This window comes from Nonomuraea sp. AD125B, from assembly GCF_041402765.1.
In the GTDB taxonomy this organism is placed as follows: domain Bacteria; phylum Actinomycetota; class Actinomycetes; order Streptosporangiales; family Streptosporangiaceae; genus Nonomuraea; species Nonomuraea bangladeshensis.
The window spans coordinates 1-26,105 of sequence record NZ_JBGLOU010000002.1 but is presented as its reverse complement, the minus strand read 5'-3'; the positions used below and the strand labels follow the sequence as shown (position 1 = coordinate 26,105).

Below are 26,105 nucleotides of genomic sequence, written 5' to 3'. Positions count from 1 at the left end.
GCTGGGCTTTTCCCTTTCCGCTTTCAGCGCGTACGAGTAGCCTGACCAACGCACGCGGCCATTTACCAGCATTCCGCGTTCAGGATGTGCAGGGCTGTTCAAGCATCACGAATCAGCGGAGGTCGGCAACCCATGGGGAGCAGGTTCGGCCAGGTCATGCGGTGCCTTCGTGGCGACGCGACGGTCCGCGCGTTCGCGCGGCGCGCAAGCATCAGCCCCAGCTACGTGTCAATGCTGGAAAAAGGCGATATAAACCCTTCCTTGAAGGTCGCCATATCTCTGGACCGGGACCTGGCCGCGAACGGCGGATTGTTGGCGGCATTTGTGGCGGATGCGATAGAAAGCCGTAATGTCCCCTCTGACGCGCCTATCCAGCGGAGTGGTTCCGTGCCTACTCTGGTCACGGATAACGCCGGCGACGAGGACGGGGAGGACGCCACGAACCGCCGACAAATGCTCCGACTGGCCGGCGCCGCCGCCGTGGGCACCGTCATCGACGACGAGGTGACCAGGCGACGACTCAACGAGACCATGGGCGCGCGACGCAGCCTCGACGAGTGGAACACCGCCCACGAGGACCATCTGCACGCCCTCAGGCACCGTCCACCCGCGCAGGTCGCCCACGACCTCTCCATCGACCTGGACACGCTCTCGCGGCAGATCGAGCTCGCCAAGGGCAGCGAGCTCGCCGAACTGCACCGGGTGACCGCGCTGCTCGCCGCCATCCAGGCCAACGCCTTCACCCGGCTGGAACAGCACGGCACGGCCTGCCGCTGGTGGGAGACCGCCCGCTGGGCGGCCGACGCGAGCCGCGACCTCGACGTCCGCCTCCTGGTACGCGCCGAGGAAGCGGGCCACGGCCTGTACGGGCAGCGATCACCTCAGTCCGTCCTGCGCCTCCTGGCCGAGGCCGAGCACCTCGCCGGCCAACGACCGATGCTGAAGCTCGCCGCGATCAAGGCCAAAGCGCTGTCCAAAGCGGGCCGCCACACCGAGGCCGAGGAAGCGCTGAACAGGATGACCGACCTGGCCGATCGAGGCGTGCGCGGCGACGCACAGGGCTTCTGGACGCCGAGCGAACTCTATTTCTCCCAGAGCTGGGTGTACGCCGCCATGGGCAGGGAGGAAGCAGCGGCACAAGCCCGCGAAGCACTTCTCCGCCGGTCGCGCGACTATGTGTACGCGACCAACATCCAACTGCACGAGGCATGGGCCGCCATCGCCAGAGGCGGAGTGGAGCAAGGGGCGACCCAGGCGACCACCACCATAGCCGCCGTCCCCGAACGATTCCGCACGGCCCACGTGCTGGAGACCGCCAGGATGGTCCTGCACGCGGTGCCCCCCGAACAGCAATCGCGTCCAGCGGTGGGCGAGTTGCGGGCGACCCTGGCCTAGAGCGGCGAGCCGGGGTCAACCGGGAGGCGGGCCGTTTCCGCCTAGGGAAGCGTCAGGTGCCCGGTCGTCACGGCCGGCTGACACGGCCTTCACCGGGTGGGCTCATCACCCGCCCGGTCCGTCCCGAGCGGGCCGGGCGCAGCCCCCGCCGAGTCGAGCGCCTCGTGGAGACGTGCCGCGAAAGCGCGTGGCCGGAACACACCCGCGTTGTGGCCGCCGGGAAACTCCACGTACGAGACACCGAGCTGCTCCGCGAGCAGGCGGCCGCATCGGTGCGCCCAGATGTGCGCGGAGGCTTCACCGACAGCGGGCACGATGCGGGTGGACGCCGCTTTGAGCGCGGGCAGATCCAGCAGATGACGGCGGACCGCCGGCGCGTCGTGGGTCAGGAAGAACTCCAGGTTGGGCAGACGCTCCGGCCCGGGCGGCGTCGTCGCGACGTCGGGTTCACGGTCGGCCGGGTCGATGGCCGCGAGAGCCGCGAACCTCCGCAGGGCGGCGAGAGCGCCTTGTGCCCGGTGGATGTCCTCGACCTCTTGCTGTTCCTGCCTGGCGCGGCTGCGCTCGGGCTCAGGGAGCAGTTGCGTCGCGGGAGGCTCGTGTGCGACCAGGACGCCGACCTGCTCGGGGTGGCGGGAGACCAGTTCGAGGCAGATCAGCGCGCCGATGCTGCTGCCGTAGACGTAGGCGGGCTCGGTGGTGAGCGCGGCGAGCAGGTGGTGCAGGTCATCGGCATGGGTGGTGACGGTCGGAGGGTCACCGGGGTCGTCGAGGGTGCTGGCGGACAGGCCACGGCGGTCGTAGGTGAGGACCGTGTACCTGTCGGCGAGCTGGGCGGCCAGGTCGTCACTGGCGGCGGCGTCTCCGTCCCCGCCCGCGACCAGGAGGAGCAGCGGACCGGTGCCGCGCAGAAGGTAGCGCAGTCGCGCTCCGGGGACGTGCAGGTTCTTCGAGATCATCATCGGTGCCCTTCATACGTGATGCATCAACTCAGAGATGCATCATGGAAAAGATGTATCCGATTACAGATACATCTGTCGATTGGTGCATCATGGACGTCATGAACGGGCTCGAACTGTTCCTGCTGGGACACAAGTTGATCCGGATCGGTCAGGACGCCATTCCCCGGTCGGGCTTCCACGCACTGCCGGCCAGTGCCCGCACGATCCTCGTCGACGTCTTCGAGCACTCCGGCAGTTCCATCGGCGAGATCACCGATCGCACCGGCTTCCCGCAGAGCCTGGTGTCGGCGACGGTCGCCAAGTTCCGCGACACCGGGGTGATGGTCACCGAGCCGGACCCCACCGACCGGCGGCGCACTCTGGTACGCCCCGCGCCGGGCATGCGTGAGCAAGGACAGCGGCAGGCCGACGCGGCGACGGTCGATGACGTCCTGGCCAGGGCATTGGGCGTCGAGCCTGCGGAGGTCAGCCAGATCATCGCCACGCTGGAGTCCCTGGCTCACCGGCTGTCCAAGTCAGAGGCCGGAAGGGATCTCTGAGGATCGGCAGCGGGCCGAAGGACCTCCTCGGCGTCGGCTACCTGGGCAGGACGGGCCGGGCATCGGTCCAGCCCGAGTCCACGATCGCCCAGTAGTCCAGCACCCTGCCGGTGACCTGCCACTTCTCGCTGTCCGGGCCCGGTTCGAGCTGGATGTCGCGGCTGCCCAGCAGCTCGCCGGTGCGCTGGTCGAAGAGCACCTGCCGCTGGATCGTCCCGCGGCCGTCGGCGCTCTCGAACAGGGCCGCGAGCCCGACCGCGGCACGTCCGAGCGAATCCTTGACGGCCCCCAGCCGCTGCACGCCGGGATGGTCGGTGATCAGGCGCATGAGACCGGCTCGCACCTTGGGCGGGACGGGCGTGTTCGCGAGCAGGGAGAAGACCTGGTCGAGCACGCTCGTGGGCTCCTCGCAGCTCTTCGGCGCGCCGGTGCGGCCGTCGGCGAGCTTGATCGAGCCCTCGCACAGCAGCTCGCGCAGGTCCTCCGGGTCGGTGGGCAGGTCCTGGAGTTCCTGGTAGGTGAAGTGGCCAAGGCCGCCGATGTCGAACGCGCCGCCGCCCCGGGCGTCCGGGTCGTCCTCCTGCCAGGGGCCGGGCTCGGCCGCGAGAGTCCTGGTACGGCCCGACGAACGGATCTGCCAGCTCGACGGGGAGCCCGCCGCGCGCCAGGCGTCGGCGTCGGCCTCGGTCTGCGGCTTGCCCGGGAAGTCACGGCCGTAGAAGGAAGCGCCGTCGTCACGGCGTTGTCCCGTCCATGCGAAGAACTCGGTGCGTTCCTCCACGACGTACCCGCCGGTGCGGCCGAGCGCGAGCGCCGCGAAGGCGGTGCGCTGGTGCGTGTACCAGTAGCGGCCCTCCTGCTGCAGCTCCGCCTGGGTGGCGGCGGCCAGCATCATGCCGCGGGGCGACTCGTCCATCGTCACGCTGGGACGAGGCCGTACGGAGTCGCCACCGGGCGAGAACGCCAGGACCGCCGCCACCGCCGTGGCCGTGGCGGCGGCCACCAGGCCGAGCGGCATGCGCCACGGGAGGCGGCGCGCCGGCAGTCGGTCGTCCTGGCTCAGCATGCGACGGCGGGCGGCCGCCGCGGTGGCCGTGGACGGAGGAGGCGGGTCGTCGTAGACGCCGCGGACGAGATCCAGGTCGTTCATCGTCAGGCCTCTTCCTCATCGAGCAGGGGGTTCTTCTCGCCCAGCGCCTTGCGCAGCTTCCCGCGAGCCCGGTTGAGCCGCGAGGACACCGTGCCGAAGGGCACGTCCAGGGCCTGCGCCACCTCGTCGTAGCTCAACCCGGCGAGCGCCACCAGCAGCAGCACGTCTCGCTGGGCGGCGGGCAGGGCGGCGACGGCGCGAGCCAGCGTGCCCTTGACGTGCTGCGCGCTCACCTTGGCCGCCACCTCGTCCTCGTGGCCCCGGGGCGGCTCCGCCAGGGGGTTCAGCCGGTCCACGGCTCTCAGGAGGCGCACCTCGTCACGGCGGTGCCGGCTGACGATGTTGGTCGCGATGCCGTACAGCCAGGGGCGGGCGCTGCGGTGACCCAGGTCGTAGCGGCGGCGCCGGCGGAAGGCCAGGGCGAACGTCTCGGCGGCGACGTCGTCGGCCGCGTGCGGACCGAGCCGCCGGGAGGCGTACCGGTGGATCCCGGCGTAGTGGGCGTCGAAAACGGCGCCGAAACACTCGGGCTCGTCCCAGGACCGCTCGATCCACACGGCGTCGTCCTGCGACGGTGCATCCGGAGGAGCGGTCAGGTAGGGCTCATGCATGCGAAAGCCTCGCGGTGGTGAGGACGTCGGTCACCTGTTGTTGTCCGAAGTCCACCGTCGCCTTCCCCCGGATTCCGCCGGGCCGAGGCTACCTGGGAGGTAATCGACGGCTTGACCTCCGGAGTGGGAGGGTCGGTGCATGAGCGAGAAGAGCACCCGTGAGGTCGTGGAAGAGCTGCTGACCAGGATGGCCGCGGGCGATCACGAGCGCGTCGCCGCGTTGTTCGCCGAGCCGGTCGACTGGCGGCTCGACTGGCCGGACGAGGGGCACCCGGCGGTGCCGTGGATCCGGCCCCGCCGGACCAGGGCGGACGTCGCGGACCACTTCCGGACCCTGGAGGCGTATCACGTGCCCGAGCTGAACGGCACGTCCGTGACGCGGATCCTGGTGGACGGGGCGGACGCCGTCGTGTTCGGCGAGATCGTCCAGACGGTGCGGGGGGAAGGCGGGGCCGCGTACAGCTCGCCGTTCGCGTTGCGGCTGACGGTCGAGGGCGGGTTCATCACCCGCTACCACATTTATGAGGACAGCCTGACGGTGGCGCGCGCCCTCAGCTCCCAGGGGTGAGGACGCGCGCCACGGTCGGCCGCGGAGATCAGAGGGTGAGGCCGGTGAGGACCATGACCTTCTCGTACGTGTAGTCCTCCATCGCCGAGTGCAGCCCCTCGCGGCCGATCCCGGAGTCCTTGACGCCGCCGTACGGCATCTGGTCGGCCCGGTAGGAGGGCACGTCGCCGATGATGACGCCGCCCACCTCCAGCTCACGGTTCGCGCGGAAGGCGGCGTCGAGGGAGCGGGTGAAGACGCCGGCCTGCAGGCCGTACTTCGAGTCGTTGACCATCGCGTACGCCTCGTCGATCGAGGCGGCCGGCTGCAGGATCAGCACCGGGCCGAAGACCTCCTCGCAGGCGACCTTGGCGTCCTGCGGGACGTCGGCGAGCACGGTCGGCGCGATCGTGGCGCCGTCGCGGGTGCCGCCGGCCAGCAGGCGGGCGCCGCCGGCCACGGCCTCCTGGACCCACTGCTCGACCCGCTCGGCGGCGGCCTCCGACACGAGCGGCCCCACCTGGGTCTTCTCGTCGGCCGGGTCGCCGGTGACGAGGGCTTCGACGGCGGGCAGCAGGCGCTCGACGAAGGCGTCGTACACGGGCTGCTCGACGATCACCCGCTGGACGGCGATGCAGCTCTGCCCGGCCTGGTAGTTGGAGTAGAGGGCGACGCGCTGGGCGGCCCAGTCGAGGTCGGCGTCGGCGAGGACGACGGCCGCCGCGTTGCCGCCCAGCTCCAGCGTCACGTGCTTGCGCGGCACCTGGTCGGCGATGGCGTAGCCGACGGGCGCGGAGCCGGTGAACGACACGACCGGCAGGCGCGGGTCGTCGACGAGGGCGGCGGCGCGCTCGTTCGGCAGGGGCAGCACCGAGAACATGCCCGCGGGCAGGTCGGTCTCGGCCAGGATCTCGCCGAGCACCAGCGCCGACAGCGGGGTGGCGGGCGCGGGCTTGACGATGACCGGCGCGCCGACGGCGAGGGCCGGGGCCACCTTGTGCGCGACGAGGTTCAGCGGGAAGTTGAACGGGGTGATCGCCAGCACGGGGCCCTTCGGCACCCGCGACACGTACGCCAGGCGCCCGTTCGCGGCCGGCTCGGTGTCGAGCCGCTGGACCTCGCCCGACCAGCGGCGGGTCTCCTCGGCGGCGAAGCGGAACGTGGCGACGGCCCGCGAGACCTCGCCGCGCGCCCAGAGGATGGGCTTGCCGTTCTCGGCGGAGATGAGCCGGGCGATCTCGTCGGCCCGCTCGGCCAGCCGGCGCGAGACGTGGGCCAGGGCCTCGGCGCGCACGTGCACGGGGAGGGCGGCGGCCTCCTTCGCGACCGCGTGGGCGCCCGCGACGGCCTCCTCCACCTGGGCGTCGGTGGGCACGGAGTGCCGGCCGACCTCCCGGCCGTCGTGGGGGTTGGTGACAGTGAGCTCGGAGTCCCCGGTCGCCGGGCTGCCGTTCAGCCAGAAGCTACGCACGTCCATACGGAGACGTTATGTCACGCCCGGGACCGGGGAATTACACCACGTTGCACAAGAGCCTCGCGACCGCTCACCGTTAAGTACAAGCCCCTCTGTATACCCAAGATGTAACAGAAGTAGACCTAATTCGGGATGTTTACCGTGGGGAGGGGTTTGAGGGAACTCCGCCTTGGCTAAGTCATCGAGTGCGGGTCTCCAGCGCGGCGGGCCCCCGATCAGAAAGGCGTGGGCCCCGTGACCGAGCAGCGTGAGGTCACCAGGACGACGAAGTCCTCGGCCGCCGGGGAGGTGGTCTCATGACCTCGACGCCCATGGGGCTGCAGGGCGCCTATCTCCTGGGAGAGCGCGCCGGCCATGACGAACTGCGTTCCCGCCTGCTCGACGTGGCGGTCAACCTGCTGGAGACGGACGGGCCCGAGAGCCTGACGATGCGCCGCATCGCCGCCGAGGCGGGCTGCACGACGACGGTCATCTACACGATGTTCGGCAACCGGGAGGGCCTGGCGGAGGCGCTCTATCTGGAGGGGTTCGAGCGCTTCCGCCGTTTTCTCGAGTCGGTGCCGCAGCGGCGCGACCCGCTGGAGCACCTCAACGCCCTCGGGCCGGCCTACCGGGAGGCGTGCCTGGCCGAGCCGGGCTACTACAGCCTCATGTTCGAGCGGGCCATCCCCGGGTTCGAGCCGAGCGAGCGCGCCCGTACGCTGGCCCGGGCCGCGCTCAACATCCTCGACCGGGTGATCGCCGACTGCATCTCGGCCGGTTATCTCGCGCCGACCCAGCCGCGCAAGGTCGCCGACGCGCTGTGGGCCGCCGCCCAGGGGGCGATCAGCCTGGAGCGGGCCGGGCACCTGCGCGACGGCAGCACGTACGAGACCGTCACCACGGCCGTCGTCAGCTGCTACCGGTCGCGCAAGAAGTGACCGGGTAACGGCGGGCCGCCTCCAGGGCGAGCCACAGCTCCGCGCGCACTCCGGGATCGTCGAGGTCGCGGCCCAGCAGGTCGCCGACCCGGCGCATGCGGTAGCGCAGGGTGTGCCGGTGGATGCCGAGCCGCTGGGCGGCGGCGTCCCAGTGGCCGTTGCTCTCCAAATAAGCGCGCAGCGACTCGACCAGATCGGCGCGGGACCCGTACGCCGTCAGCGGCGCCAGCAGCGCGGTCGCGAACGCCTGGGCCGTGGCCTGGTCCAGCAGCCCCAGCAGACCCTGCCCGGCCAGCTCCCCGAACCGCACCACCCGAGGGCCAGTGGGGTGCTGGGCGGCGGCGAGGGCACGCCTGGCCTGGTCGAGGGCGGTGGTCAGGGACGCCGGGTCGTACGTGGCGGGCAGGCTGACCCCGACGGGCGCGTCCGCCTCCCCCGCCACCTCCTCCACCAGCGCCTCCGGCACGAGCGCGAACACCACGTCGCCGGCGTGGGGCTCGGGGGCCGCGAAGACCCGGGTCTCCAGCACGTCCAGGGCGTCGGCCCGCGCGGCGAGCACCGTGAGCGGCGGCTCGGGCAGCCGCCCGCCGAGCGCGGCCAGCACGTCACGCGCCTGCTGCCCGGCCCCGGACAGCAGCAGGTCCAGCGCCGCCGACCGGACGCGGCGCTCGGCTGCGGCCTGGGTGCGTCCCTGCTCCATGGCGAGCGTGAGGAGCGAGCCCGCGGCGTTGATCACCGTGTGGGTGACCGGCGAGAACGCCTCCTTGGCCCCCACGGCGAAGAACCCACGAGGCCGTGCGCCGCCCAGTGGCTGCACCACGATGTGCTCCCCCGGCCCCGACAGCGCCAGGCTGGCCGGCCACCGCCCCCGGCCGCCCTCCCCCGGCCGCTCCTCCCCCGCCGCGAAGGGCCTGGGGTGGCCGGTGAGGAGCCGGCCGAGCTCGGCCGTGACCCCCTCCGTACGGGCCCCGCGCGTGGCGTGGCGGACCGCGCCGGTCTCGTCGAGCAGCGCCGCCCATCCGCCGACCTCCTTGGCCAGCCGGTCGACGACCGCGTGCATGCCCTCGGGCCGCAGCGCCGCCCGGGTGAGCCGCCCCTGCGCGGCGAAGGCGCGGGTGATCTCCTCGTACTGCTCGGCGGCCAGCAGCTCGCTGACGGCCTTGCCGATGGCGATGAACGGCGTCTCGCGCGGCACCTCCAGCAGCGGCAGCCCCGCCCGCCCGGCCGCCTCGACGAGGGCGGGGGGCACCTCGGCGTGGGAGACCCCGACGCCGAAGCCGAGCCCGGCCACGCCCCGCGCCACGAGCCGCCCGACATATCCGGCCAGGTCGCCTTCCAGCCGCAGCCCGGTGGTGAGCAGCAGCTCGTCACCCTCCAGGTAGGGCGTGGGGTCGGCCAGCTCGCTCACCGCCACCCAGCGCACCACGGTGTCCGGCGGCAGCCCTCCGGCCAGCGGCCGCAGGCCCATCCGGCGCACGACGGTCTGCAGCGTAGGCGGCATACGGTTTTGTCCATTCCGGCGAAGACGAGCACCCCCAGTGTGCCATATCGACGTATCGGCCCAGGTAGAAGGCCACCGTAGCGTCGGAGGCATGAGCATTCCGCAGGAGCGGCGCGTCGTCACCGCGATCCCCGGCCCCAAGTCCCAGGAGCTGCTGGCCCGCAAGCAGGCGGCCGTCCCGGCCGGCATCGGCACTACGCTGCCGGTCTTCGTCACCCGCGCCGGCGGCGGCGTCGTGGAGGACGCCGACGGCAACTCGCTGATCGACTTCGGCTCCGGCATCGCCGTCACGAACGTCGGCAACGCCGCGCCCAAGGTCGTCGAGCGGGTCCAGAAGCAGGTGGCGGACTTCACCCACACCTGTTTCATGGTGACCCCGTACGAGTCGTACGTCCGGGTCTGCGAGAAGCTGAACGAGCTCACCCCGGGCGACCACGAGAAGCGCACCTTCCTCGTCAACTCGGGCGCCGAGGCCGTCGAGAACGCCGTGAAGGTCGCCAGGCACGCCACCGGCCGCCAGGCGGTCGTCGTCTTCGAGCACGGCTACCACGGCCGCACGCTGCTGACGATGACGCTGACCGCCAAGAACATGCCCTACAAGCACCGGTTCGGCCCGTTCGCGCCGGAGGTGTACCGGGTGCCGCTGGCGTACCCGTACCGGTGGCCGACCGGCCCGGACAACTGCGCCGAGGAGGCCGCCGCGCAGGCGATCGACGCCATCACCAAGCAGATCGGCGCCGAGAACGTGGCCGCCGTGGTGATCGAGCCGATCGCCGGCGAGGGCGGCTTCATCGTGCCGGCCAGGGGCTTCCTGCCGCGCATCGCGGAGTTCTGCAAGGACAACGGCATCGTTTTCGTGGCCGACGAGGTGCAGACCGGCTTCGCCCGCACCGGCACCCTGTTCGCCTGCGAGGACGAGGGCGTCGTCCCCGACATCATCGCCACCGCCAAGGGCATCGCGGGCGGCCTGCCGCTGGCCGCCGTGACCGGCCGCGCGGAGCTGATGGACGCGGTGCACGTCGGCGGGCTCGGCGGCACGTACGGCGGCAACCCCCTCGCCTGCGAGGCCGCCCTGGGCGTGCTGGAGACCATCGAGGAGGAGGACCTCGTCGCGAAGGCCCGCCGCATCGGCGAGATCATGCTCCCGCGCCTGGAGTCGATGAAGGAGCGCTTCGACGTGATCGGCGACGTGCGCGGCCGGGGCGCGATGATCGCGATCGAGCTGGTCGAGCCCGGCACCAAGGAGCCGAACCCCACCGCCGTCCAGGCGGTCGTCAAGCGCTGCCACGCCGAGGGCCTGCTGGTGCTGACCGCCGGCACGTACGGCAACGTCCTGCGCTTCCTGCCCCCGCTGGTCATGCCCGAGCACCTGCTCGAAGAGGGCCTGGGGATCCTTGAGAAAGCCATCGCCGAACTGTAGATACCAATCGATATCGGGCATCCAGCTTGTGGCTGGATGCCCGATTTTGTTGGTGTAAAGCCGGTCAGTTGGGTAGAGAATTCACCCTGACTTGACGCTCAGCTGGACGCTCATGGCCGCGGTCAGGGGTTATAACGGATCCGACGTACGGATGGGCGATGGCTGCTGGGAACGTGATGAACTGGGGTCCGACAAGAACGGCGCGGAGTATGTTGACGTTCGACCCTGAGGGCCTGAGCTGGGCTCAGCGCGAGGGTGACGTGTGCGTCGTCTGCCACAAGCGGTGGCCGCGGCCGCGCGTGCGCGTGGGCCGGCTGCCCGACGACTCGGCCGTGCTGGCCTGCGCCGACTGCGCCGAGGCCCTCATGCCCGCGCCCCTCGCCACCGTGGTGGCCTTCCCGTCCCGTTAGTACCGCGCCCCGGCTCTATTTCGCCAGCTCGCGCCACCGCTCGGCCCAGGCGTCGTAGTCAGGGCACCCGCCCTCCCCCGCCCGGCAGTCCGCCGGCGGCCGCTCGGCGAAACGCACCCGCGACAGCCTCTTGGCGTCACCCACCCCGTACATCTGGCAGACCTGCCTGGCCCGCCCCTTGCACGCCTTGTCGTTGGCGGGCGCGAGGCCCACCCACGCGGCCGCGTCGCGCTGCGCGTCCGGCGCGGCCATCCAGTTGAGCCAGCGGTAGGCGCAGGACGTGTCGGGGACGTTCGCGCCCAGCATCCAGGAGTCGACCCAGCCGGTCGTCTCGCCCGCCGGGACCGTCTTGACCTGCTTGCCGGCCTTCTGCAGCAGCAGCCGGTAGTAAGGGGTGGCCTGGGCGTAGTCGAGCTCGCCCGTGGCGAAGCCCTTGACCAGGTCGAGGGGGTTGGACCAGTAGGTGCGCGCCTTCGCCCCCTCCAGCAGCCCCATGGCCGTGTCGAGCTGCTCCTCGGTGAGCGCGTAGGGGTCGTCCTCGCCGGCCGCGAGCGCGGCGTCGGCGATCGTCATCGGGCTGTCGCGGAGCGCGGCGCGCTCGGAGGTGAACGCCTCCTTCAGCTCGCCCTTCACCCGCGCCGGGTCGTAGACGAACTCGTGGTAGCCCCACAGGTAGGGGACGCCGTAGACCTTGCCGGACACCGTCGTCATGTCGCGGAAGCGCTTGTCGAGGTCGCCGTAACTGCTGATCTTCGCCGGATCGACGGGCTGCACCTGCTTGGCCGCGACGAGACCGGCGGCGAGCGCGGGGCCGGCCGAGACCAGGTCGTAGGACCTGGCCTGGAGCTGGCGCATCATGTCCTCGGCGGTCTGCACGGTGTCGAGCTTGGCGATCCGGCAGCCGGTCTCCTTCTCGAAGTCGCCCACCCAGTTGAAACGGGGGCTGACGCCGCCGTACTCGGCGAAGCCCCGGTAGGTGAGGATCTGCAGCGTGCCGTCGCTCTGCGTGGCGGAAGCGGTGGGGGTGGGCGACGGGGAGGGGGTCGGGCTCGCCGCGCCCGTGCCGGACACCAGCGCCGCCGTGGCGAGCGCCAGCGCGTACGTACGTCGGCGATGCACGATGCCCCCTCTTGCCCGGGTCCCCTCGCCCCGGTGCCAAGGAGCTTACCGGGACCCGGGCCGAGGGCTCACTTGTTGGTGGGGAAGCCCAGGTTCACGCCCCCGTGGGAGGGGTCGAGCCAGCGGGAGGTGACCACCTTGCCGCGGGTGTAGAAGTGCACGCCCTCGGTGCCGTGCACGTGCGTGTCGCCGAACAGCGACGCCTTCCAGCCGCCGAAGCTGTAGAAGGCCATCGGCACCGGGATCGGCACGTTGATGCCGACCATGCCGACCTCCACCTCGTTCTGGAAGCGCCGGGCGGCGCCGCCGTCGTTGGTGAAGATGGCCGTGCCGTTGCCGTACTCGCCGCCGTTGATGAGCTCCAGGCCCTCCTCGTACGAGCCCACCCGCACGATCGACAGCACCGGGCCGAAGATCTCCTCGGTGTGCGTGCGCGAGCCGGGCGGCACCCGGTCGAGGACCGTCGGCCCGAGCCAGAACCCAGGCGCGTCGGCCGCCGTGCCGCCGCCCAGGACCGCCGTGTGCCGGCCGTCCACGACCAGCTCCGCGCCCTCCTCGACGCCGAGGTCCAGGTAGGAGGCGACCTTGTCGCGGTGCTCGCGGGTGACCAGCGGGCCCATCTCGGACTTGGGGTCGTCGCCGGGGCCGAGGACGAGCCTGTCCACCCGTTCGGTGATCTTCTTGACCAGCTCGTCGCCGACCGGGTCCACGGCCAGCACGACGGAGATCGCCATGCACCGCTCACCCGCCGAGCCGAACCCGGCCGAGACCGCCGCGTCCGCCACCAGGTCGAGGTCGGCGTCGGGGAGCACCAGCATGTGGTTCTTGGCGCCGCCGAGCGCCTGCACCCGCTTGCCGTGGGCGGTGCCGGTCTCGTAGACGTAGCGGGCGATCGGGGTGGAGCCGACGAACGACACGGCGCGCACGTCGGGGTGCTCCAGCAGCCGGTCCACCGCCGTCTTGTCGCCCTGGACGACGCTGAACACGCCGTCGGGCAGCCCGGCCTCCTGCCACAGCCGCGCCATCAGCAGCGACGCCGACGGGTCCTTCTCCGACGGCTTCAGCACGAAGGCGTTGCCGCAGGCGATGGCCAGCGGGAACATCCACATCGGCACCATCGCGGGGAAGTTGAACGGGGTGATCCCCGCCACCACGCCGAGCGGCTGACGGATCGAGTAGGAGTCGACCCGGGTCGAGACGCCCTCGCTGAAGCCGCCCTTGAGCAGGTGCGGGATGCCGCAGGCGAACTCGACGACCTCCAGGCCGCGGGCCACCTCGCCGAGCGCGTCGGAGTGCACCTTGCCGTGCTCGGCGGAGATCAGCGCGGCCAGCTCGTCGCGGTGGGCGACCATCAGCTCGCGGAAGCGGAACAGCACCTGGGCGCGCTTGACCAGGGAGGCGTCCCGCCAGGCGGGGAAGGCCGCGACCGCCGCGGCGACCGCGGCGTCCACGTCGGCGACGTCCGCCAGCGCGACGTGGCCGGACACCTCGCCGGTGGCCGGGTCGAACAGCTCGGCCGTACGGCCCGAGCCGCCCTCGGCGGGAGCGCCGTTGATCCAGTGGGTGACCGACTTCACTGCTGCGCCGCCTCCGCGTCGATGGTCTCCAGGGCGCCGACGATGATGCCGAGGCCCTCGACCGCCTCCTCCACCGTGAGGGTGAGCGGCGGGGCCATCCGGATGGCGGTGCCGTAGAGGCCGCCCTTGCCCGCCAGCAGGCCCGCCCTCTTGGTCTCCTCCATGAAGCGGGCCGCCTGGGCGGGGCTCTCCAGCTCGACGGCGAACATCAGGCCCTTGCCGCGTACGTCCTTGACGACCGACAGCCGCTTGGCGGCCTCCTTGAGCCCGTCGATGATGATGGCCCCCGTGCGCGCCGCGTTGGCCTGGAGGTCGTGGTCGAGCACGTAGTCGAGGGTGGCGTTGGCGGCGGCCATGGAGATCGGGTTGCCGCCGAAGGTGGACAGGCCCACGGCGTGCGGGCCGTCCATGAGGTCGCCCCGGGCCACGAGACCGCCCACGGCGAAGCCGTTGCCGAGACCCTTCGCGAAAGTGATCACGTCGGGCGTGACGCCGTGGTCCTGGATGCCGAAGAACGCGCTGCCGGTGCGGCCCCAGCCGGTCTGCACCTCGTCGGAGATGAACAGGATGCCCTGCTCGTCCAGCACCTCCTTGTACGCCGCGAACAGCCCGTCGGGCGCCATGGTGAACCCGCCCACGCCCTGGATCGGCTCGGCGATGAGCGCCGCCACGTCGTTGGAGACGGCCGTGGCGAGGACGTGGCGCAGGTCGTCCACGCACGCGGCGATGTAGTCGGCGTCCGACAGGCCCTTGAACTGCGTCAGGTGCCGGTCGGCGCCGTGCAGGAAGTGCACGTTGAGCGGGGAGAGGGAGTTGTTCTTCCAGGACCGGTTGGAGGTGACGCTGACCGCGCCGAAGCTGCGGCCGTGGTAGCTCTGCCGCATGGCGAGCACCTGGTCGCTCTTGCGCGCGTACGTGGCCAGCAGCAGCGCCGTCTCGTTGGCCTCGGTGCCGGAGTTGGTGAAGAAGACCTTGGCGTCGGGGATGCCGGACAGCCGCGCGATCTTCTCGGCCAGCTCGACCTGACCGCGGAGCAGGTAGACCGTGCTGGTGTGCACGACGCCGGTGGCGAGCTGACGCTCGACGGCCTCGCGCACCTCGGGCACGTCGTAGCCGATCATGTTGGTCAGGATGCCGGCGAAGAAGTCGAGGTAGCTCTTGCCGTCGGCGTCGACGACCCGGTTGCCCTTGCCGCTGACGATCTCGATGGGCTCGTTGTAGTTGAGCGCCAGCCAGTTCGGCATCACTGCCCGATGGCGCGCTAGTAGCTCCGACATGCTATCGAGTATCCCGTCCCGCTCCCCGTCCTCATACGTGCAATGTGTCGGCTTACCGGAAAATCGGGTTACGAGCTGTAAACCGGCTCCTGCTCGGCGGCGGGCTTCGGCGGGCGCAGCACCGACACGGCGAGCAGGGCCGCCGCCACGCAGAAGGCCGCGCCCACCCACGAGCCGAGATGCATGGCGGAGGTGAAGGCCGCGTTCGCGGGCTCGGCCAGGCCGGCGAGGTGCGCCCCGCCGATCGACTCCCTGGCCGCCTCCGGCAGGCCGGCGGGCATCCCGGCCGTGTAGCGCCCGGCCAGCACGCTGCCGAGGACCGCGATGCTGAGCGCCACGCCGACCTGCTGGACGGTGTCGTTGAGCGCCGACCCGACGCCCGCGTGCTCGACGGGGATCGCGTTCATCAGCGAGGCGTACGCCGAAGGCCCGGCCAGTCCGCCGCCGACGCCCATGACGACCAGCCCGGCGAGCAGCCCTCCGTAACCGGTGGTCAGGGCCATGACGACGAAGCCGCCCGCCATGAGCGCCAGCCCGGCGCCGACCAGCACCCGGTTGCTCACCCGCTGCCCGAGCCCCGCGCCCACGCCGTTGAAGACGGCGGCGGCCACGGCGTACGGCAGCATGGCGAGCCCGGCCTGGATCTCGGAGTAGCCCAGCACGAACTGCAGGTACTGGGTGAGCATCAGCATCACCGCGCCCGCGCCGAACGACATCAGCAGGATCGAGAACGACGCGCCGCCGAAGTTGCGGTCGGCGAACAGGTGCAGCGGCAGCATCGGCTGGTCCTGCCGGCGCTCCCACACCACGAAGGCGGCCAGCGCGAGCACCGCCACCGCGATGACGGGGATGTTCCACTCGCGCTCGATGATCACGTAGACGGCGGCAGTGAGGCCGGCGCTGGACAGCACGACGCCCACGGGGTCGATCCGCCGGCTCTCGCTGCGGCTCTCGGGCATGAGCACGAGGGCGGCGACGACGGCGACGGCCGCGATCGGCACGTTCAGCAGGAAGATCGAGCCCCACCAGTAGTGCGCGAGCAGGAAGCCGCCGAGGGTCGGGCCCGACACCAGGCCGACCAGCGCCACGGCGCTCCAGGCGGCCATCGCCTTGCGCCGCTCGTCCTCGTCGAAGACGGTCAGCAGGATCGACAGCGTGGACGGCATGACGAGCGAGCCGCCGACGCCCATGAGCGCCCGCGCGGCGATGAGCTGCCAGGGCTCCGTCACCAGCACGGCCAGCAGCGAGGCGCCGCCGAAGAAGACCAGGCCGATGATGAGCAGGCGGCGACGGCCGTACCGGTCGGACAGGGCTCCCGAGGTGAGCAGGAGGCCCGCGTAGGCCAGCACGTACGCGTCGATGATCCACTGGATGTCCGACGGAGTGGCGCCCATCTCCTTGTTGAGCGAGGGGATCGCCAGGTTCAGCACGGTGTTGTCGACGACCAGGACCAGCAGGGCCAGGCACAGGACGACGAGAATCCACCAGCGACGAGGGTCTCGTACAGTGTTCGAGGTCACTCGCACACTGTACGGCAGTCCTCGAACACCGTGCGAGTGGATTTATCCTGGAGCCATGAGCAGGCAGTTCACCTCCGTCTGGACCCGCGAGCCGCGCAGCAAGCCCGCCGGCCCCGGACGCAGCCGCGAGGAGATCGTCAGGGCTGCCGTGGAGCTGCTCGACGCCGAAGGGCTCAAGGGGCTCAGCATGCGCAAGCTCGGCGCGAAGCTGATGTCCGGCGCGACCAGCATCTACTGGTACGTCGCCACCAAGGACGACCTGCTGGAGCTGGCCTACGACGAGGTGTGGTCCGAGATCACCGTCCCCGACCCCGAAGAGGCGCACTGGCGCGAGGTCGCCTCCGTCCTGGCCCACAGCATGCGGCAGGCGATGCTCAACCACCCCTGGTCGGCCGACCTCCTCGGCCGCCTGCCCGCGCTCGGCCCGCACGCCATCGGCGTCAGCGAGCGCATGCGGCGCACGTTCCGGCTGGCCGGGTTCGCCGGCGCCGACATCGACTTCGCCGGCGCCACGCTCACCGCCTACATCTTCGGCATGACCATCCCGGAGATCGCCTGGGACACGGCGGTGGAGGGCACATGGGACACCACCGCGGCGCGGGCCGCGCTCGCGAAGGTCGCGGCCGGGCACCCCGAGCTCATGAGGGGGATCGAGACCGCCGCCCCCGAGGACCCGCGGGTCATGCGCGCGATGGCCTTCGACTTCGGCCTGGTGTCGGTGCTCGACGGCCTTGAGCGACGGCTGCCGGCGTAGCAGGATCCCGGACATGAGCGATTTCCGCGCCGCCCGCGACCTCCTGCTGAACGCCGACCCCGCCACCGCCCGCCGCGACTTCCGCTGGCCGGAGCTGACGGAGTTCAACTGGGCGCTCGACTGGTTCGACGGGGTGCTCGCCGCCGAGACCCCCGACGCCGTGGCGCTCAAGATAGTCGGCGACCATCCGGCCCGCTACACCTTCGCCGAGCTGTCGGCCCGCTCCGGCCAGGTCGCGACCTGGCTGCGCCGCCAGGGCGTGCGCCGCGGTGACCGCGTCCTGCTCATGCTGGGCAACCAGCCCGAGCTGTGGGAGGCGCTGCTGGCCGCGATGAAGCTGGGCGCCGTCGTCATCCCCGCCACCACGCTGCTCACGGCCAAGGACGTCGCCGAGCGGGTCGAGCGCGGGGGCGTCGCGCACGTGATCGCGGGCGCCGAGGACGCCGGGAAGTTCGGGCCGGGCGAGTTCACCAGGATCGCCGTCGGCGACGCCTACAACTGGCTGCCCTTCCACGAGGCGTACGACACCCCGCCCGGCTTCGAGCCCGACGGGCCCACCAGGGCCGGCGACCCGCTGCTGCTCTACTTCACCTCCGGCACCACCTCCCAGCCGAAGCTGGTCGAGCACACGCACGCCTCCTACCCGGCGGGCCACCTGTCCACGATGCACTGGATCGGCGTCCGCCCCGGCGAGGTGCATCTCAACGTCTCCTCGCCCGGCTGGGCCAAGCACGCCTGGAGCAACGTCTTCGCGCCGTGGAACGCCGGCGCGACCGTGCTGGTCCACGACTACCGCCGCTTCTCCGCCCCGGCGCTGCTCGAAGTGCTGCGGGACGAGCGCGTGAGCACGTTCTGCGCCCCGCCGACCGTCTGGCGGATGCTCATCCAGGAGGACCTCGCCGCCTGGAAGCTGCCGCTGCGCGCCGCCGTGGCCGCCGGCGAGCCGCTCAATCCGGAGATCATCGACCAGGTGCGCAAGGCGTGGGGCATCACCATCCGCGACGGCTACGGCCAGACCGAGACCACCGCGCAGATCGGCAACCCGCCCGGCGAGCCGGTCAAGCCGGGCTCGATGGGCCGGCCGCTGCCCGGCTACGAGATCGTGCTGCTCGACCCGCACACCGGCGAGGAGGGCGACGACGGCGAGATCTGCCTCCCCCTCGACGGCCGCCGGCCGATGGGCCTCATGGCCGGCTACGTGGGCGGCTCCGCTGAGGCGATGCGCGACGGCTACTACCATACGGGCGACGTCGCCACCCGCGACGCCGACGGCTACATCACGTACGTCGGCCGCACCGACGACGTCTTCAAGGCCTCCGACTACCGCATCTCGCCGTTCGAGCTGGAGAGCGTGCTGCTGGAGCACGAGGGGGTGGCCGAGGCCGCCGTGGTGCCCGCCCCCGACCCGGTGCGCCTGGCGGTGCCCAAGGCGTACGTCACGCCGGCCCCCGGGTTCGAGCCGGGCGAGGAGCTGGCGCGGTCGATCTTCGAGCACTGCCGGCGGGGGCTGGCCCCGTACAAACGGGTGCGGCGGCTGGAGTTCGGCGAGCTGCCCAAGACCATCTCCGGCAAGATCCGCCGGGTCGAGCTCCGGGTGCGCGAGCCCCGCGGGGAATACCGCGAGGACGACCTCGGCTCCTGACAGAGCGTAAAGTGACGCATTCCCGTTCTTACAGATCGATCGGCTAGGCTCTGCCCCGTGCTCCCCACCATCGCCGACGTCCTCGAACTCGAAACCGTGCGCCGGGGTGGCCCGCGCGTGGTCGCGGGCGCCGACCGGCTGGACACGCGGGTGCGGTGGGTGCACGTCGGCGAGATCGCCGAGATCGCCGGACTGCTGCGCGGCGGCGAGCTGGTGCTGACCACCGGCGTGGCGCTGCCCGACGACCCCGACAAACTGGCCGACTACATCGGCGCGCTGGCCGACGTCGGCGCCTCCGGGCTGGTCGTGGAGCTCGGCCGCCGGTTCGTCCGCGAGCTGCCGCGGGCGGTGCTCAAGGCCGCCGAGGAGCACGGGCTGCCGGTCATCGTGCTGACCAGGGAGACCCCGTTCGTCCAGATCACCGAGTCGGTGCACGCCCGGATCATCGACATCCAGCTCGAAGAGCTGCGGGCCTCCGAGCAGCTCCACGAGGTCTTCACCGAGCTGTCGGTCGAGGGCGCCTCGCCGACGGAGGTCCTCGCCCAGGTGGCCAGGCTGGCCGGCCGCCCGGTGCTGCTGGAGAACCTCGCCCACCAGGTGCTGGCCTGCGAGTCCGCCGGGCGTGACGCGGGCATCCTGCTGGCCGGCTGGGAGACCCGGTCGCGGGCGGTGGCGCCGCCCGGGCGCACGGCCTACGACCCGGCCTCCGGCTGGCTCGTCACCACCGTCGGGGCGCGCGGCCAGGACTGGGGCCGGCTCATCCTGGTCTGCGACGCCCCGCCGTCGCCGCGCGACCTGGTGCTGGCCGAACGCGCCGCCACCACGCTCGCCCTCGGCCGCCTGCTCGAACGCCACCAGGAGTCGCTGGAGCGCCAGGCCCACGGCACGATCATCACCGGCATCCTCACCCACGCCTACGCCGACCCCGACGAGGCCGCCGCCCGCGCCCGCGCCGTCGGCGTGCCGCTGACCGGGCGCAAGCTGGTCAGCGTCGTCATCAGGCCGACCGACCCGGCCGACCAGGCGCTCGACGGCCAGGCCCAGCTCGGCGAGCTGGCCGAGGCCACCGCCGGGGCCTGCAGGGACGCCCGGCTGCCCGCCCTCGTCGGCGCGCTGGACCAGGAGCGGGTGGGCGTCCTGCTGCCGTTGCCGCCGCGCACCCAGGCCGAGGCCGCGCTGACCACCCTCGCCGACCGGCTGCGCATGCTGTGGCCGCCCGGGGCGGCGTTCGTGCTCGCCGCCGGGTCCGTGGTGGAGTCCATCCGCGACGTACGCCGCAGCTTCCTGGAGGCCGAGCAGGTCGCCGACGTGGCCGTACGCCAGCCGGACGGCCGCGCCTTCTACCGCCTGCCCGACCTGCGCCTGCGCGGGCTGCTCCACCTGCTGCGCGACGACGCGCGGCTGCAGACGTTCGCCGAACGGGAGCTGGGGCCGCTGCTCGCGCACGACGCCCAGCGCGGCGGCGACCTCACCCGCATCCTGCGCGTCTACCTCGACTCGGGGCGCAACAAGGCGGTCGCCGCGCAGAAGGCGCACCTGTCCAGGCCCGCCTTCTACGACCGGCTGCGCCGGCTCGAACGCATCCTCGACACCGACCTCGACGACGTCGAGTCGTGCCTGTCGCTGCACGTCGCGCTCCTCGCCCTGGAGTCCTTCCGCCGCGACAGCCGCGCCTGAGGCCCGTCTCAGCACCCGTGTCAGCACGGCGACGGCCCCGTGTCAGCGCGCCCCGCGATGGTGAATGCCAAGAACACGGCAAGAACCTGAAGGAGCGCACATCATGTCCCTCACCCTCACCGGCCAGGACCGTCCCGAGCTGCGGCAGGCCATCCAGGAGATCGCCGACTCCGGCTTCGTCGGGTTGCAGCTGCGCGTGCACGACGCGCGGGGCGAGTGGACCGGCAGCGCCGGCGTACGCAAGCTGGGCGAGAGCGAGAAGCCGCCGACGGACGGGCGCTTCCGCATCGGCAGCGCCACCAAGCCCTTCGTGGCGGCCACGGTGCTGGGGCTGGTGGCCGAGGGCAGGATCGGGCTGGACGCCCCCGCCGGCGACCACCTGCCCGAGTTCGGCCTGGACCGGCGGATCACGGCGCGGATGCTGCTGCAGCACACCAGCGGCGTGTTCAACTTCACCGGCGAGTACTACGACGACGGCACCTTCGCGCCGGGCATCCCCTGGTCGGGCCGGGAGTGGGTGGACAACCGCCTCAAGACCTACCAGCCGGAAGATCTCGTACGGCTGGCGCTGTCCAAGCCGGCCCGCTTCGAGCCGGGCGCGGACTGGAGCTACTCCAACACCAACTACGTGCTGGCCAGGCTGCTGATCGAGAAGGTCACCGGCCGCTCGTTCGCCGAGGAGCTGCAGCGGCTGATCCTCGGGCCGCTCGGCATGACGGAGACCGTGGCGCCGGGCACCGCCACGGAGATCCCCGGGCCGCACTCCCACAGCTACTACCGGTACGAGGACGCGGGCCAGGAGAAGACGGTCGACGTCACCCGCCAGAACCCCTCCTGGATCTCCGCCGGCGGAGACATGATCTCCACCACCCGGGACCTGCACACGTTCTTCTCCGCGCTGATGGGCGGCAGACTCCTCCCTGCCCCGCTGCTGGCCGAGATGCGCCGGCCGGACCCGAAGATCGGCTACGGCCTGGGGGTGTTCGCGCAGGAGACGGAGTGCGGCGGCACGATCTTCCACCACAACGGCGGCATGGCGGGCTCGGCGGCGCTCATGTACAGCACGCCCGACGGCGGCACGACCATGACCGCCGGGCTGACCTACGTGGACGACGCCGCGCTGTCGCTGTCGGAGACGTTCCAGAAGGCGACGCAGCGGCTCGTCGCCGAGGTGTTCCGCGGGCGGACCGGCGCGGCCGACGACGCCGAGCCGGTCCGGTAGCAGCGGCAGGGCTCTTCAGAAGCCCATCGCGCCGCGTACCTCGCGCAGGGTGTCCGCGGCGCGCTCGCGGGCCCGCGCGTTGCCCACCTCCAGCACCCGCCGCGCCCCGGCGGCCGAGAGCTCGCGCCGCCGGGCCCGGATCGGCCGCAGGAAGTCGTTGACCGCGTCGGTGGTCAGGCGCTTGAGCGCGAGGCCGCCGCCGTCGCCGATCTCGTCGGCCAGCTCCCGCGGCTTGCGGCCGAGGCAGAGGCCCGCCAGCGTGAGCAGGTTCGCCACCTCGGGGCGGCGCTCCTCGTCAAAGGTGATCAGCCGGTCGGCGTCGGTACGGGCCTTCCTGATGAGCGCGGCCGTCTCGTCCTCGGTGGCCTTCAGCGCGATCGCGTTGCCGCGGCTCTTGCTCATCTTGCCGCCGTCCAGGCCCTTGAGCAGGGAACGCTCGCCCATGACGGCCTCGGGCAGCGGGAACACCTCGCCGTAACGCTCGTTGAACCGGCGCGCGATCAGCCGCGTCACCTCCACGTGCGGCAGCTGGTCCCGTCCGACGGGCACCAGCGTGCCCTTGCAGAACAGGATGTCGGCCGCCTGGTGCACCGGATAGGTGAACATCAGCCCGCTCACGGCCGCCTGCGAGCTGTGCGCGATCTCGTCCTTCACCGTGGGGTTGCGGCTCAGCTCCGACACCGACACCAGGCTCAGGAACGGCAGCATCAGCTGGTTGAGCTCGGGCACCGCGCTGTGCTGGAAGATCGTCACCTTGGCCGGGTCGAGCCCCACGGCCAGGTAGTCGAGCAGCAGGTCGGTGATGTTCGCCTGGATCTCGCCGGGCTTGTCGCGGTCGGTGATGACCTGGTAGTCGGCGATCAGGACGTACATGGGGTGCTCGTCCTGCATCCGCACCCGGTTGGCCAGCGAGCCGAAGTAGTGGCCGAGATGCAGCGGCCCGGTCGGGCGGTCGCCGGTGAGCACGACGTGGTCCATCGGGGTCTCCTCCTTGGTCGATGCCGTCCCAGGAGGACCCCGGCGCATGGTCGGCGGGCCGTCCGGAGACGGCCCTCTGCATGCGGTGTCAGCGGCCGTCCGTCGGCCACCACCACAGGCAGATGCGCTTCATACCGAAATTGTAACCAAGGTGGCTGTCTCTTTCGTAATCCCTGCGGCCAATTCGCGTGTTCGCCTGTCCTGCGAACCTTGATCTCGTCAGTATGGTGCGGTCCCTTTTCGTGCCCTCTGGAGAGTTAATGTCTCGACGCACCCTCGCCGGCGGCCTGGCCATAGCCGCGGCGATCACCGTCACCACGCTGCCCGCCGCCTCGGTCGCGGCGGAACAGGCGGCGGTGGCCTTCCCGTCGGCCAGGTTCCCGCTGGGAGCCAAGTCCGTGCCGACCAAGGCGATGACCGCCGTCGCGCCGGGCATCGACCTGTACGACGTCAAAGCCGGCAGCGCGACCGACGGCTACACGCTCACCCTCCTGATGCCGAGCGGCCGCGACTACGGCACCCGGCCGACCGCCGAAGCCGTCGCCGCCGAGGTCGAGGCCGCCGGCCAGACCCCGAGCGTGCAGGAGGTGATCCGGCCGAGCGTCGCCGACGCCCCCTCGCAGACCGTCTACATGGTCCGGGTCGGCCTGTGGTCGCTCAAGGACAAGAAGAAGGCCGAGGAGGCGGCCAAGACGCTCAAGGAAGCGGGCCTGAAGGTCAAGGTCGACTACCTCGGCGACGACGGGCTGCAGACCACCGGCCCCTGGGACGTCAAGGTCGTCATGATCGACGCGAAGGCGTTCCGCGGCTCGTACGCGGCCTCGCTCGGCGCGAGCGTCGCCAAGCGCGAGACGGTCTCCGCGATGGCCAAGGCCGCGGGCGCGATCGTCGGCGTCAACGGCGGCTTCTTCAACATCCACACCGCCAGGAACCTGCGCGGCGAGCCCGTCGGCGCGTCCGTGGTCGGCGGCAAGCTGCTCAGCGAGGCCGTGCCGGGCCGCACCGCGGTCGTCCTCCAGGGTCGCTCCGTCAGGATCACCGAGCTCGCCACCACCGTCACCGTGATCTCCCAGGACGGCGAGAAGGCCCAGGCCAACGGCGTGAACCGGGCCGCCGCCGTGGACGAGCTCATCCTCTATACCGAGGAGTACGGCGCCAAGACCCCCACCGGCGGCACCGACGCCGTCCTCGACGCCAACGGCAAGGTGCTGGGCCTGCGCGCCTCCGGCGCCGCCATCGCCAAGGGCACCCGGGTGCTGCACGGCAACGGCGTCTCGGCCGATTGGCTCAACCAGCACGCCTGGCAGGACTGGACCGTACGCGTCGACACCAGGGTCGTGGACCTGCGTACCAGGAAGGCGCTCAAGCTCACCCCCGACCTGCACGTCATCGCGGGCAATGTCAACCTGGTCCGCAACGGCCAGGTCCAGATCACCGCCAAGCGGGACGGCCACGACTCGATTAACATGATCCTGCGCCGCCACCCGCGCACCCTGCTCGGCGTCACCAAGAACGGCAGCCTCATCCTCGCCACCATCGACGGCCGCCAGCCGGGCGTCACCGTGGGCGCGAACTTCCACGAGGCCGCCCAGCTCATGCGCTGGCTCGGCGCCCGCCAGGCGGTCAACCTCGACGGCGGCGGCTCGACGGCCATGGTGGTGAAGAACAAGCTGGTCAACCGGCCCTCGGACGGCGTGGAACGCGGCGTCGGCGACTCCCTGCTCGTCCTGCCCCAGTAGCACCAGCCGCTGAAGCGCTCAGCCAGCGCCAGCCCGCTGAAGTGCTCAGGTAGCGCCAGCTCGCTGAAGCGCTCAGCCAGCACCAGCTCGCTGACGCGCTCAGCCACCGGGCACCTTGCGCCGGGCCACCCGCTCACCGGGACGGCCCGGCGCAAGGCCCGCCTCCACCCCGGCCCGGCCTTCCTCCCGCACCCCATGAGCTCATAGCCTCGGCCACATGAGCGATCATGCCTTCGTCCCCGACGACTTCGCCGTCCCCTCGCACCTGGTCACCCCGCGGTTCCGGCTGGAACCCCTGGGCCCGCAGCACAACGCCGCCGACCACGCCGCCTGGACCGGCAGCATCGCGCACATCCGCGCCACTCCGGGCTTCCACGACCGAGAATGGCCTCCCGTGAACGGCATGACCCTGGAGGCCAACCTCGCCGACCTGGAACGCCACGCCGACGACTTCGCCCGGCGCCGCGGATTCACCTACACCGTCCTCGACCCCGCCACCGGCGACGTGATCGGATGCGTCTACATCTACCCCACCCGCCGCGACGACCACGACGCCAAGGTGTCCTCCTGGGTCCGCGCCGACCGGGCCGAACTGGACCTGCCCCTGTACGAGACCGTGACGGCCTGGCTCTCCACGCACTGGCCCTTCGAGTCGATCACCTATCACCCGCGCTGAGCCCCGCGCCGTCGCCCCTCGCCTTGCCCCCGCAGGCGACGCCACTCATCGTGCTCGTGCGGTGCGACCCAACCCCCTGCACGAGGGCCCCGCTCTGCGTGACCTCTGTTCGGCCGCACTCACCCGGTCACCCGGGCACTGCACGATCCAGAGATCCGCGACGCGTTCGACTACGTGACGGTGAAGCCGCTGCACCTCCGCCTGGTGATGACGGAGCAGACGGCCAAGGTCTTCGCGGCCGTGCCGGCCCCGGTCCAGGAGCCACGGACGGGAGCCTCTCCTCCCCGGCGCCCCGCATAGATGTCGCCGCGCCCCCTCATCCTGACGGGACTCGGACTGCTCGTCCTCGGCGTGGCGACGGCGGACTGGCGTGCGCCCATGGTGCTCGTCCCCACGGTGCCCTTGTACGCGATCCTGGCGCGTGCGCACGTCTGGGCGAGAACCCTCGACCGGCTGCGATCCTTCCCATACTCCCCCGCCCAGGTACAGCTCGTGCGCGGTCGATCTGCTCCACTCCCAGACCCATCGCCGTGCTGACCGCACACCTCGCGAGCTCGCGCACAGCCTGCTGAACCGCCTCTTGGACGGGCCCGCTCTCGAGTTCGCCGCCGCCTACTCCTACTTCTGCGCGACCCTGAAAAGGTCTTCATCGGCGAGCTGACTGGGTTACGCAGAGCTGAGACCTTCGACGACCTCCCTGCCGCCCGCCACGCTTTCGCCATCGACACCCGCCTCGCCTGGCGGGCGATCTCCGCACCCCGGCGAGCCTGCGCTCTCAAGCCGCACGATCTGCCCGCCTGAGCCACGAAGCCGCAGCCAGAAATGCAGAAGGGCCCCGACTGAACCAGTCGAGGCCCTCCATACAAAAATTGTCCGGCGGTGACCTACTCTCCCACACCCTCCCGAGTGCAGTACCATCGGCGCAGAGAAGCTTAACTTCCGGGTTCGGAATGTAACCGGGTGTTTCCTTCCCGCCATAACCGCCGTAACCCTCC

At 71.4% G+C, this 26,105-nt stretch carries 22 protein-coding genes, 1 rRNA gene and 1 pseudogene; 13 read left to right on the top strand and 11 right to left on the bottom strand.

Annotated elements, in window-relative coordinates:
* Positions 1 to 84 precede the first annotated feature (84 nt).
* Both ACBR40_RS04980 and ACBR40_RS04975 read left to right on the top strand, forming a co-directional pair.
* Positions 85 to 273 (top strand): annotated as a pseudogene (locus tag ACBR40_RS04980) (helix-turn-helix transcriptional regulator); the annotation flags it as partial.
* A 114-nt stretch (positions 274 to 387) separates the two neighbouring features.
* Entirely contained in the window at positions 388 to 1,395 is a 1,008-nt protein-coding gene (locus ACBR40_RS04975; RefSeq protein WP_371248363.1) for a hypothetical protein, read from the top strand.
* An 89-nt stretch (positions 1,396 to 1,484) separates the two neighbouring features.
* On the opposite strand, the gene ACBR40_RS04970 is transcribed toward ACBR40_RS04975, so the two are convergent.
* Positions 1,485 to 2,357 carry an alpha/beta fold hydrolase gene (locus ACBR40_RS04970; protein WP_371247603.1) on the bottom strand — a complete coding sequence of 291 codons (873 nt, stop codon included), beginning with the start codon at positions 2,355 to 2,357 and terminating at the stop codon, positions 1,485 to 1,487.
* 98 nt (positions 2,358 to 2,455) lie between these two features.
* Between ACBR40_RS04970 and ACBR40_RS04965 the strand changes: the two genes are divergently transcribed.
* On the top strand, positions 2,456 to 2,896 hold the full coding sequence (locus tag ACBR40_RS04965; protein WP_371247602.1) for a MarR family transcriptional regulator: 441 nt from the start codon (positions 2,456 to 2,458) through the stop codon (positions 2,894 to 2,896).
* Between the two features lie 37 nt (positions 2,897 to 2,933).
* Here ACBR40_RS04965 and ACBR40_RS04960 read toward each other — a convergent pair whose 3' ends face one another.
* Together ACBR40_RS04960 and ACBR40_RS04955 are read right to left on the bottom strand one after the other, a co-directional pair.
* Positions 2,934 to 4,046, bottom strand: a complete 1,113-nt coding sequence (locus ACBR40_RS04960) for a CU044_5270 family protein (RefSeq protein WP_371247601.1) — start codon at positions 4,044 to 4,046, stop codon at positions 2,934 to 2,936.
* Between the two features lie 2 nt (positions 4,047 to 4,048).
* Positions 4,049 to 4,657 (bottom strand): RNA polymerase sigma factor, encoded by a 609-nt coding sequence (locus ACBR40_RS04955; protein WP_371247600.1) that lies wholly within the window; start codon positions 4,655 to 4,657, stop codon positions 4,049 to 4,051.
* 139 nt (positions 4,658 to 4,796) lie between these two features.
* Here ACBR40_RS04955 and ACBR40_RS04950 point away from each other — a divergent pair, with 139 nt between their 5' ends.
* Positions 4,797 to 5,225 carry a nuclear transport factor 2 family protein gene (locus ACBR40_RS04950; RefSeq protein WP_371247599.1) on the top strand — a complete coding sequence of 143 codons (429 nt, stop codon included), beginning with the start codon at positions 4,797 to 4,799 and terminating at the stop codon, positions 5,223 to 5,225.
* Positions 5,226 to 5,253: 28 nt separating this feature from the next.
* Here the strand turns inward: ACBR40_RS04950 and ACBR40_RS04945 are convergent, their stop codons facing one another.
* Entirely contained in the window at positions 5,254 to 6,681 is a 1,428-nt protein-coding gene (locus ACBR40_RS04945; RefSeq protein WP_371247598.1) for an aldehyde dehydrogenase family protein, read from the bottom strand.
* A 293-nt stretch (positions 6,682 to 6,974) separates the two neighbouring features.
* On the opposite strand from ACBR40_RS04945, the gene ACBR40_RS04940 reads away from it, so the two are divergent.
* Positions 6,975 to 7,598 (top strand): TetR/AcrR family transcriptional regulator, encoded by a 624-nt coding sequence (locus ACBR40_RS04940; RefSeq protein WP_344205254.1) that lies wholly within the window; start codon positions 6,975 to 6,977, stop codon positions 7,596 to 7,598.
* Here the strand turns inward: ACBR40_RS04940 and ACBR40_RS04935 are convergent.
* Positions 7,570 to 9,099 (bottom strand): PucR family transcriptional regulator, encoded by a 1,530-nt coding sequence (locus tag ACBR40_RS04935; protein ID WP_371247597.1) that lies wholly within the window; start codon positions 9,097 to 9,099, stop codon positions 7,570 to 7,572. The genes ACBR40_RS04940 and ACBR40_RS04935 overlap by 29 nt on opposite strands.
* Positions 9,100 to 9,190: 91 nt before the next feature.
* On the opposite strand from ACBR40_RS04935, the gene gabT reads away from it, so the two are divergent.
* Both gabT and ACBR40_RS04925 read left to right on the top strand, forming a co-directional pair.
* Complete coding sequence (gene gabT, locus ACBR40_RS04930) at positions 9,191 to 10,519, top strand: 4-aminobutyrate--2-oxoglutarate transaminase (RefSeq protein WP_344205257.1); 1,329 nt, start codon at positions 9,191 to 9,193, stop codon at positions 10,517 to 10,519.
* A 209-nt stretch (positions 10,520 to 10,728) separates the two neighbouring features.
* On the top strand, positions 10,729 to 10,929 hold the full coding sequence (locus tag ACBR40_RS04925) for a hypothetical protein (protein WP_344205259.1): 201 nt from the start codon (positions 10,729 to 10,731) through the stop codon (positions 10,927 to 10,929).
* A 15-nt stretch (positions 10,930 to 10,944) separates the two neighbouring features.
* On the opposite strand, the gene ACBR40_RS04920 is transcribed toward ACBR40_RS04925, so the two are convergent.
* The 4 genes from ACBR40_RS04920 to ACBR40_RS04905 form a co-directional block, all read right to left on the bottom strand.
* Positions 10,945 to 12,048 carry an extracellular solute-binding protein gene (locus tag ACBR40_RS04920; protein WP_371247596.1) on the bottom strand — a complete coding sequence of 368 codons (1,104 nt, stop codon included), beginning with the start codon at positions 12,046 to 12,048 and terminating at the stop codon, positions 10,945 to 10,947.
* 68 nt (positions 12,049 to 12,116) lie between these two features.
* Positions 12,117 to 13,625 (bottom strand): CoA-acylating methylmalonate-semialdehyde dehydrogenase, encoded by a 1,509-nt coding sequence (locus ACBR40_RS04915; RefSeq protein ID WP_344205262.1) that lies wholly within the window; start codon positions 13,623 to 13,625, stop codon positions 12,117 to 12,119.
* Positions 13,622 to 14,902 (bottom strand): aspartate aminotransferase family protein, encoded by a 1,281-nt coding sequence (locus tag ACBR40_RS04910; RefSeq protein ID WP_344205264.1) that lies wholly within the window; start codon positions 14,900 to 14,902, stop codon positions 13,622 to 13,624. Before ACBR40_RS04910 ends, ACBR40_RS04915 begins: the two co-directional genes overlap by 4 nt.
* Before the next feature lie 68 nt (positions 14,903 to 14,970).
* Positions 14,971 to 16,422 (bottom strand): MFS transporter, encoded by a 1,452-nt coding sequence (locus tag ACBR40_RS04905; RefSeq protein WP_344205265.1) that lies wholly within the window; start codon positions 16,420 to 16,422, stop codon positions 14,971 to 14,973.
* Positions 16,423 to 16,477: 55 nt separating this feature from the next.
* Between ACBR40_RS04905 and ACBR40_RS04900 the strand changes: the two genes are divergently transcribed.
* From ACBR40_RS04900 to ACBR40_RS04885, 4 genes are all read left to right on the top strand, one after another.
* Positions 16,478 to 17,176: a TetR/AcrR family transcriptional regulator gene (locus tag ACBR40_RS04900; RefSeq protein WP_371247595.1), complete on the top strand. Its 699-nt coding sequence runs from the start codon at positions 16,478 to 16,480 to the stop codon at positions 17,174 to 17,176.
* 13 nt (positions 17,177 to 17,189) lie between these two features.
* Positions 17,190 to 18,818 (top strand): AMP-binding protein, encoded by a 1,629-nt coding sequence (locus ACBR40_RS04895; RefSeq protein WP_371247594.1) that lies wholly within the window; start codon positions 17,190 to 17,192, stop codon positions 18,816 to 18,818.
* 57 nt (positions 18,819 to 18,875) lie between these two features.
* Positions 18,876 to 20,495, top strand: coding sequence for a PucR family transcriptional regulator (locus tag ACBR40_RS04890; protein WP_371247593.1), 1,620 nt, complete (start codon positions 18,876 to 18,878; stop codon positions 20,493 to 20,495).
* 103 nt (positions 20,496 to 20,598) lie between these two features.
* Complete coding sequence (locus tag ACBR40_RS04885; protein ID WP_371247592.1) at positions 20,599 to 21,717, top strand: serine hydrolase domain-containing protein; 1,119 nt, start codon at positions 20,599 to 20,601, stop codon at positions 21,715 to 21,717.
* 15 nt (positions 21,718 to 21,732) lie between these two features.
* Here ACBR40_RS04885 and trpS read toward each other — a convergent pair whose 3' ends face one another.
* A complete protein-coding gene (gene trpS / locus ACBR40_RS04880; RefSeq protein ID WP_371247591.1) occupies positions 21,733 to 22,695 on the bottom strand; it encodes a tryptophan--tRNA ligase in 963 nt (320 codons plus the stop codon).
* Between the two features lie 260 nt (positions 22,696 to 22,955).
* Between trpS and ACBR40_RS04875 the strand changes: the two genes are divergently transcribed.
* A complete protein-coding gene (locus ACBR40_RS04875) occupies positions 22,956 to 24,434 on the top strand; it encodes a phosphodiester glycosidase family protein (RefSeq protein ID WP_371247590.1) in 1,479 nt (492 codons plus the stop codon).
* 217 nt (positions 24,435 to 24,651) lie between these two features.
* Entirely contained in the window at positions 24,652 to 25,110 is a 459-nt protein-coding gene (locus ACBR40_RS04870) for a GNAT family N-acetyltransferase (protein ID WP_371247589.1), read from the top strand.
* A gap of 871 nt (positions 25,111 to 25,981) precedes the next feature.
* On the opposite strand, the gene rrf is transcribed toward ACBR40_RS04870, so the two are convergent.
* Positions 25,982 to 26,098 (bottom strand): 5S ribosomal RNA (rrf, locus tag ACBR40_RS04865).
* Between the last annotated feature and the right edge of the window lie 7 nt (positions 26,099 to 26,105).

Excerpts from the sequence above, each read along its gene's own strand:
- ACBR40_RS04970 (WP_371247603.1), bottom strand. The coding sequence starts at position 2,357 with ATGATGATCTCGAAGAACCTGCACGTCCCCGGAGCGCGACTGCGCTAC.
- ACBR40_RS04965 (WP_371247602.1), top strand. The coding sequence starts at position 2,456 with ATGAACGGGCTCGAACTGTTCCTGCTGGGACACAAGTTGATCCGGATC.
- ACBR40_RS04960 (WP_371247601.1), bottom strand. The coding sequence starts at position 4,046 with ATGAACGACCTGGATCTCGTCCGCGGCGTCTACGACGACCCGCCTCCT.
- ACBR40_RS04955 (WP_371247600.1), bottom strand. The coding sequence starts at position 4,657 with ATGCATGAGCCCTACCTGACCGCTCCTCCGGATGCACCGTCGCAGGAC.
- ACBR40_RS04950 (WP_371247599.1), top strand. The coding sequence starts at position 4,797 with ATGAGCGAGAAGAGCACCCGTGAGGTCGTGGAAGAGCTGCTGACCAGG.
- ACBR40_RS04945 (WP_371247598.1), bottom strand. The coding sequence starts at position 6,681 with ATGGACGTGCGTAGCTTCTGGCTGAACGGCAGCCCGGCGACCGGGGAC.
- ACBR40_RS04940 (WP_344205254.1), top strand. The coding sequence starts at position 6,975 with ATGACCTCGACGCCCATGGGGCTGCAGGGCGCCTATCTCCTGGGAGAG.
- ACBR40_RS04935 (WP_371247597.1), bottom strand. The coding sequence starts at position 9,099 with ATGCCGCCTACGCTGCAGACCGTCGTGCGCCGGATGGGCCTGCGGCCG.
- gabT (WP_344205257.1), top strand. The coding sequence starts at position 9,191 with ATGAGCATTCCGCAGGAGCGGCGCGTCGTCACCGCGATCCCCGGCCCC.
- ACBR40_RS04925 (WP_344205259.1), top strand. The coding sequence starts at position 10,729 with ATGTTGACGTTCGACCCTGAGGGCCTGAGCTGGGCTCAGCGCGAGGGT.
- ACBR40_RS04910 (WP_344205264.1), bottom strand. The coding sequence starts at position 14,902 with ATGTCGGAGCTACTAGCGCGCCATCGGGCAGTGATGCCGAACTGGCTG.
- ACBR40_RS04900 (WP_371247595.1), top strand. The coding sequence starts at position 16,478 with ATGAGCAGGCAGTTCACCTCCGTCTGGACCCGCGAGCCGCGCAGCAAG.
- ACBR40_RS04895 (WP_371247594.1), top strand. The coding sequence starts at position 17,190 with ATGAGCGATTTCCGCGCCGCCCGCGACCTCCTGCTGAACGCCGACCCC.
- ACBR40_RS04885 (WP_371247592.1), top strand. The coding sequence starts at position 20,599 with ATGTCCCTCACCCTCACCGGCCAGGACCGTCCCGAGCTGCGGCAGGCC.
- trpS (WP_371247591.1), bottom strand. The coding sequence starts at position 22,695 with ATGGACCACGTCGTGCTCACCGGCGACCGCCCGACCGGGCCGCTGCAT.
- ACBR40_RS04875 (WP_371247590.1), top strand. The coding sequence starts at position 22,956 with ATGTCTCGACGCACCCTCGCCGGCGGCCTGGCCATAGCCGCGGCGATC.
- ACBR40_RS04870 (WP_371247589.1), top strand. The coding sequence starts at position 24,652 with ATGAGCGATCATGCCTTCGTCCCCGACGACTTCGCCGTCCCCTCGCAC.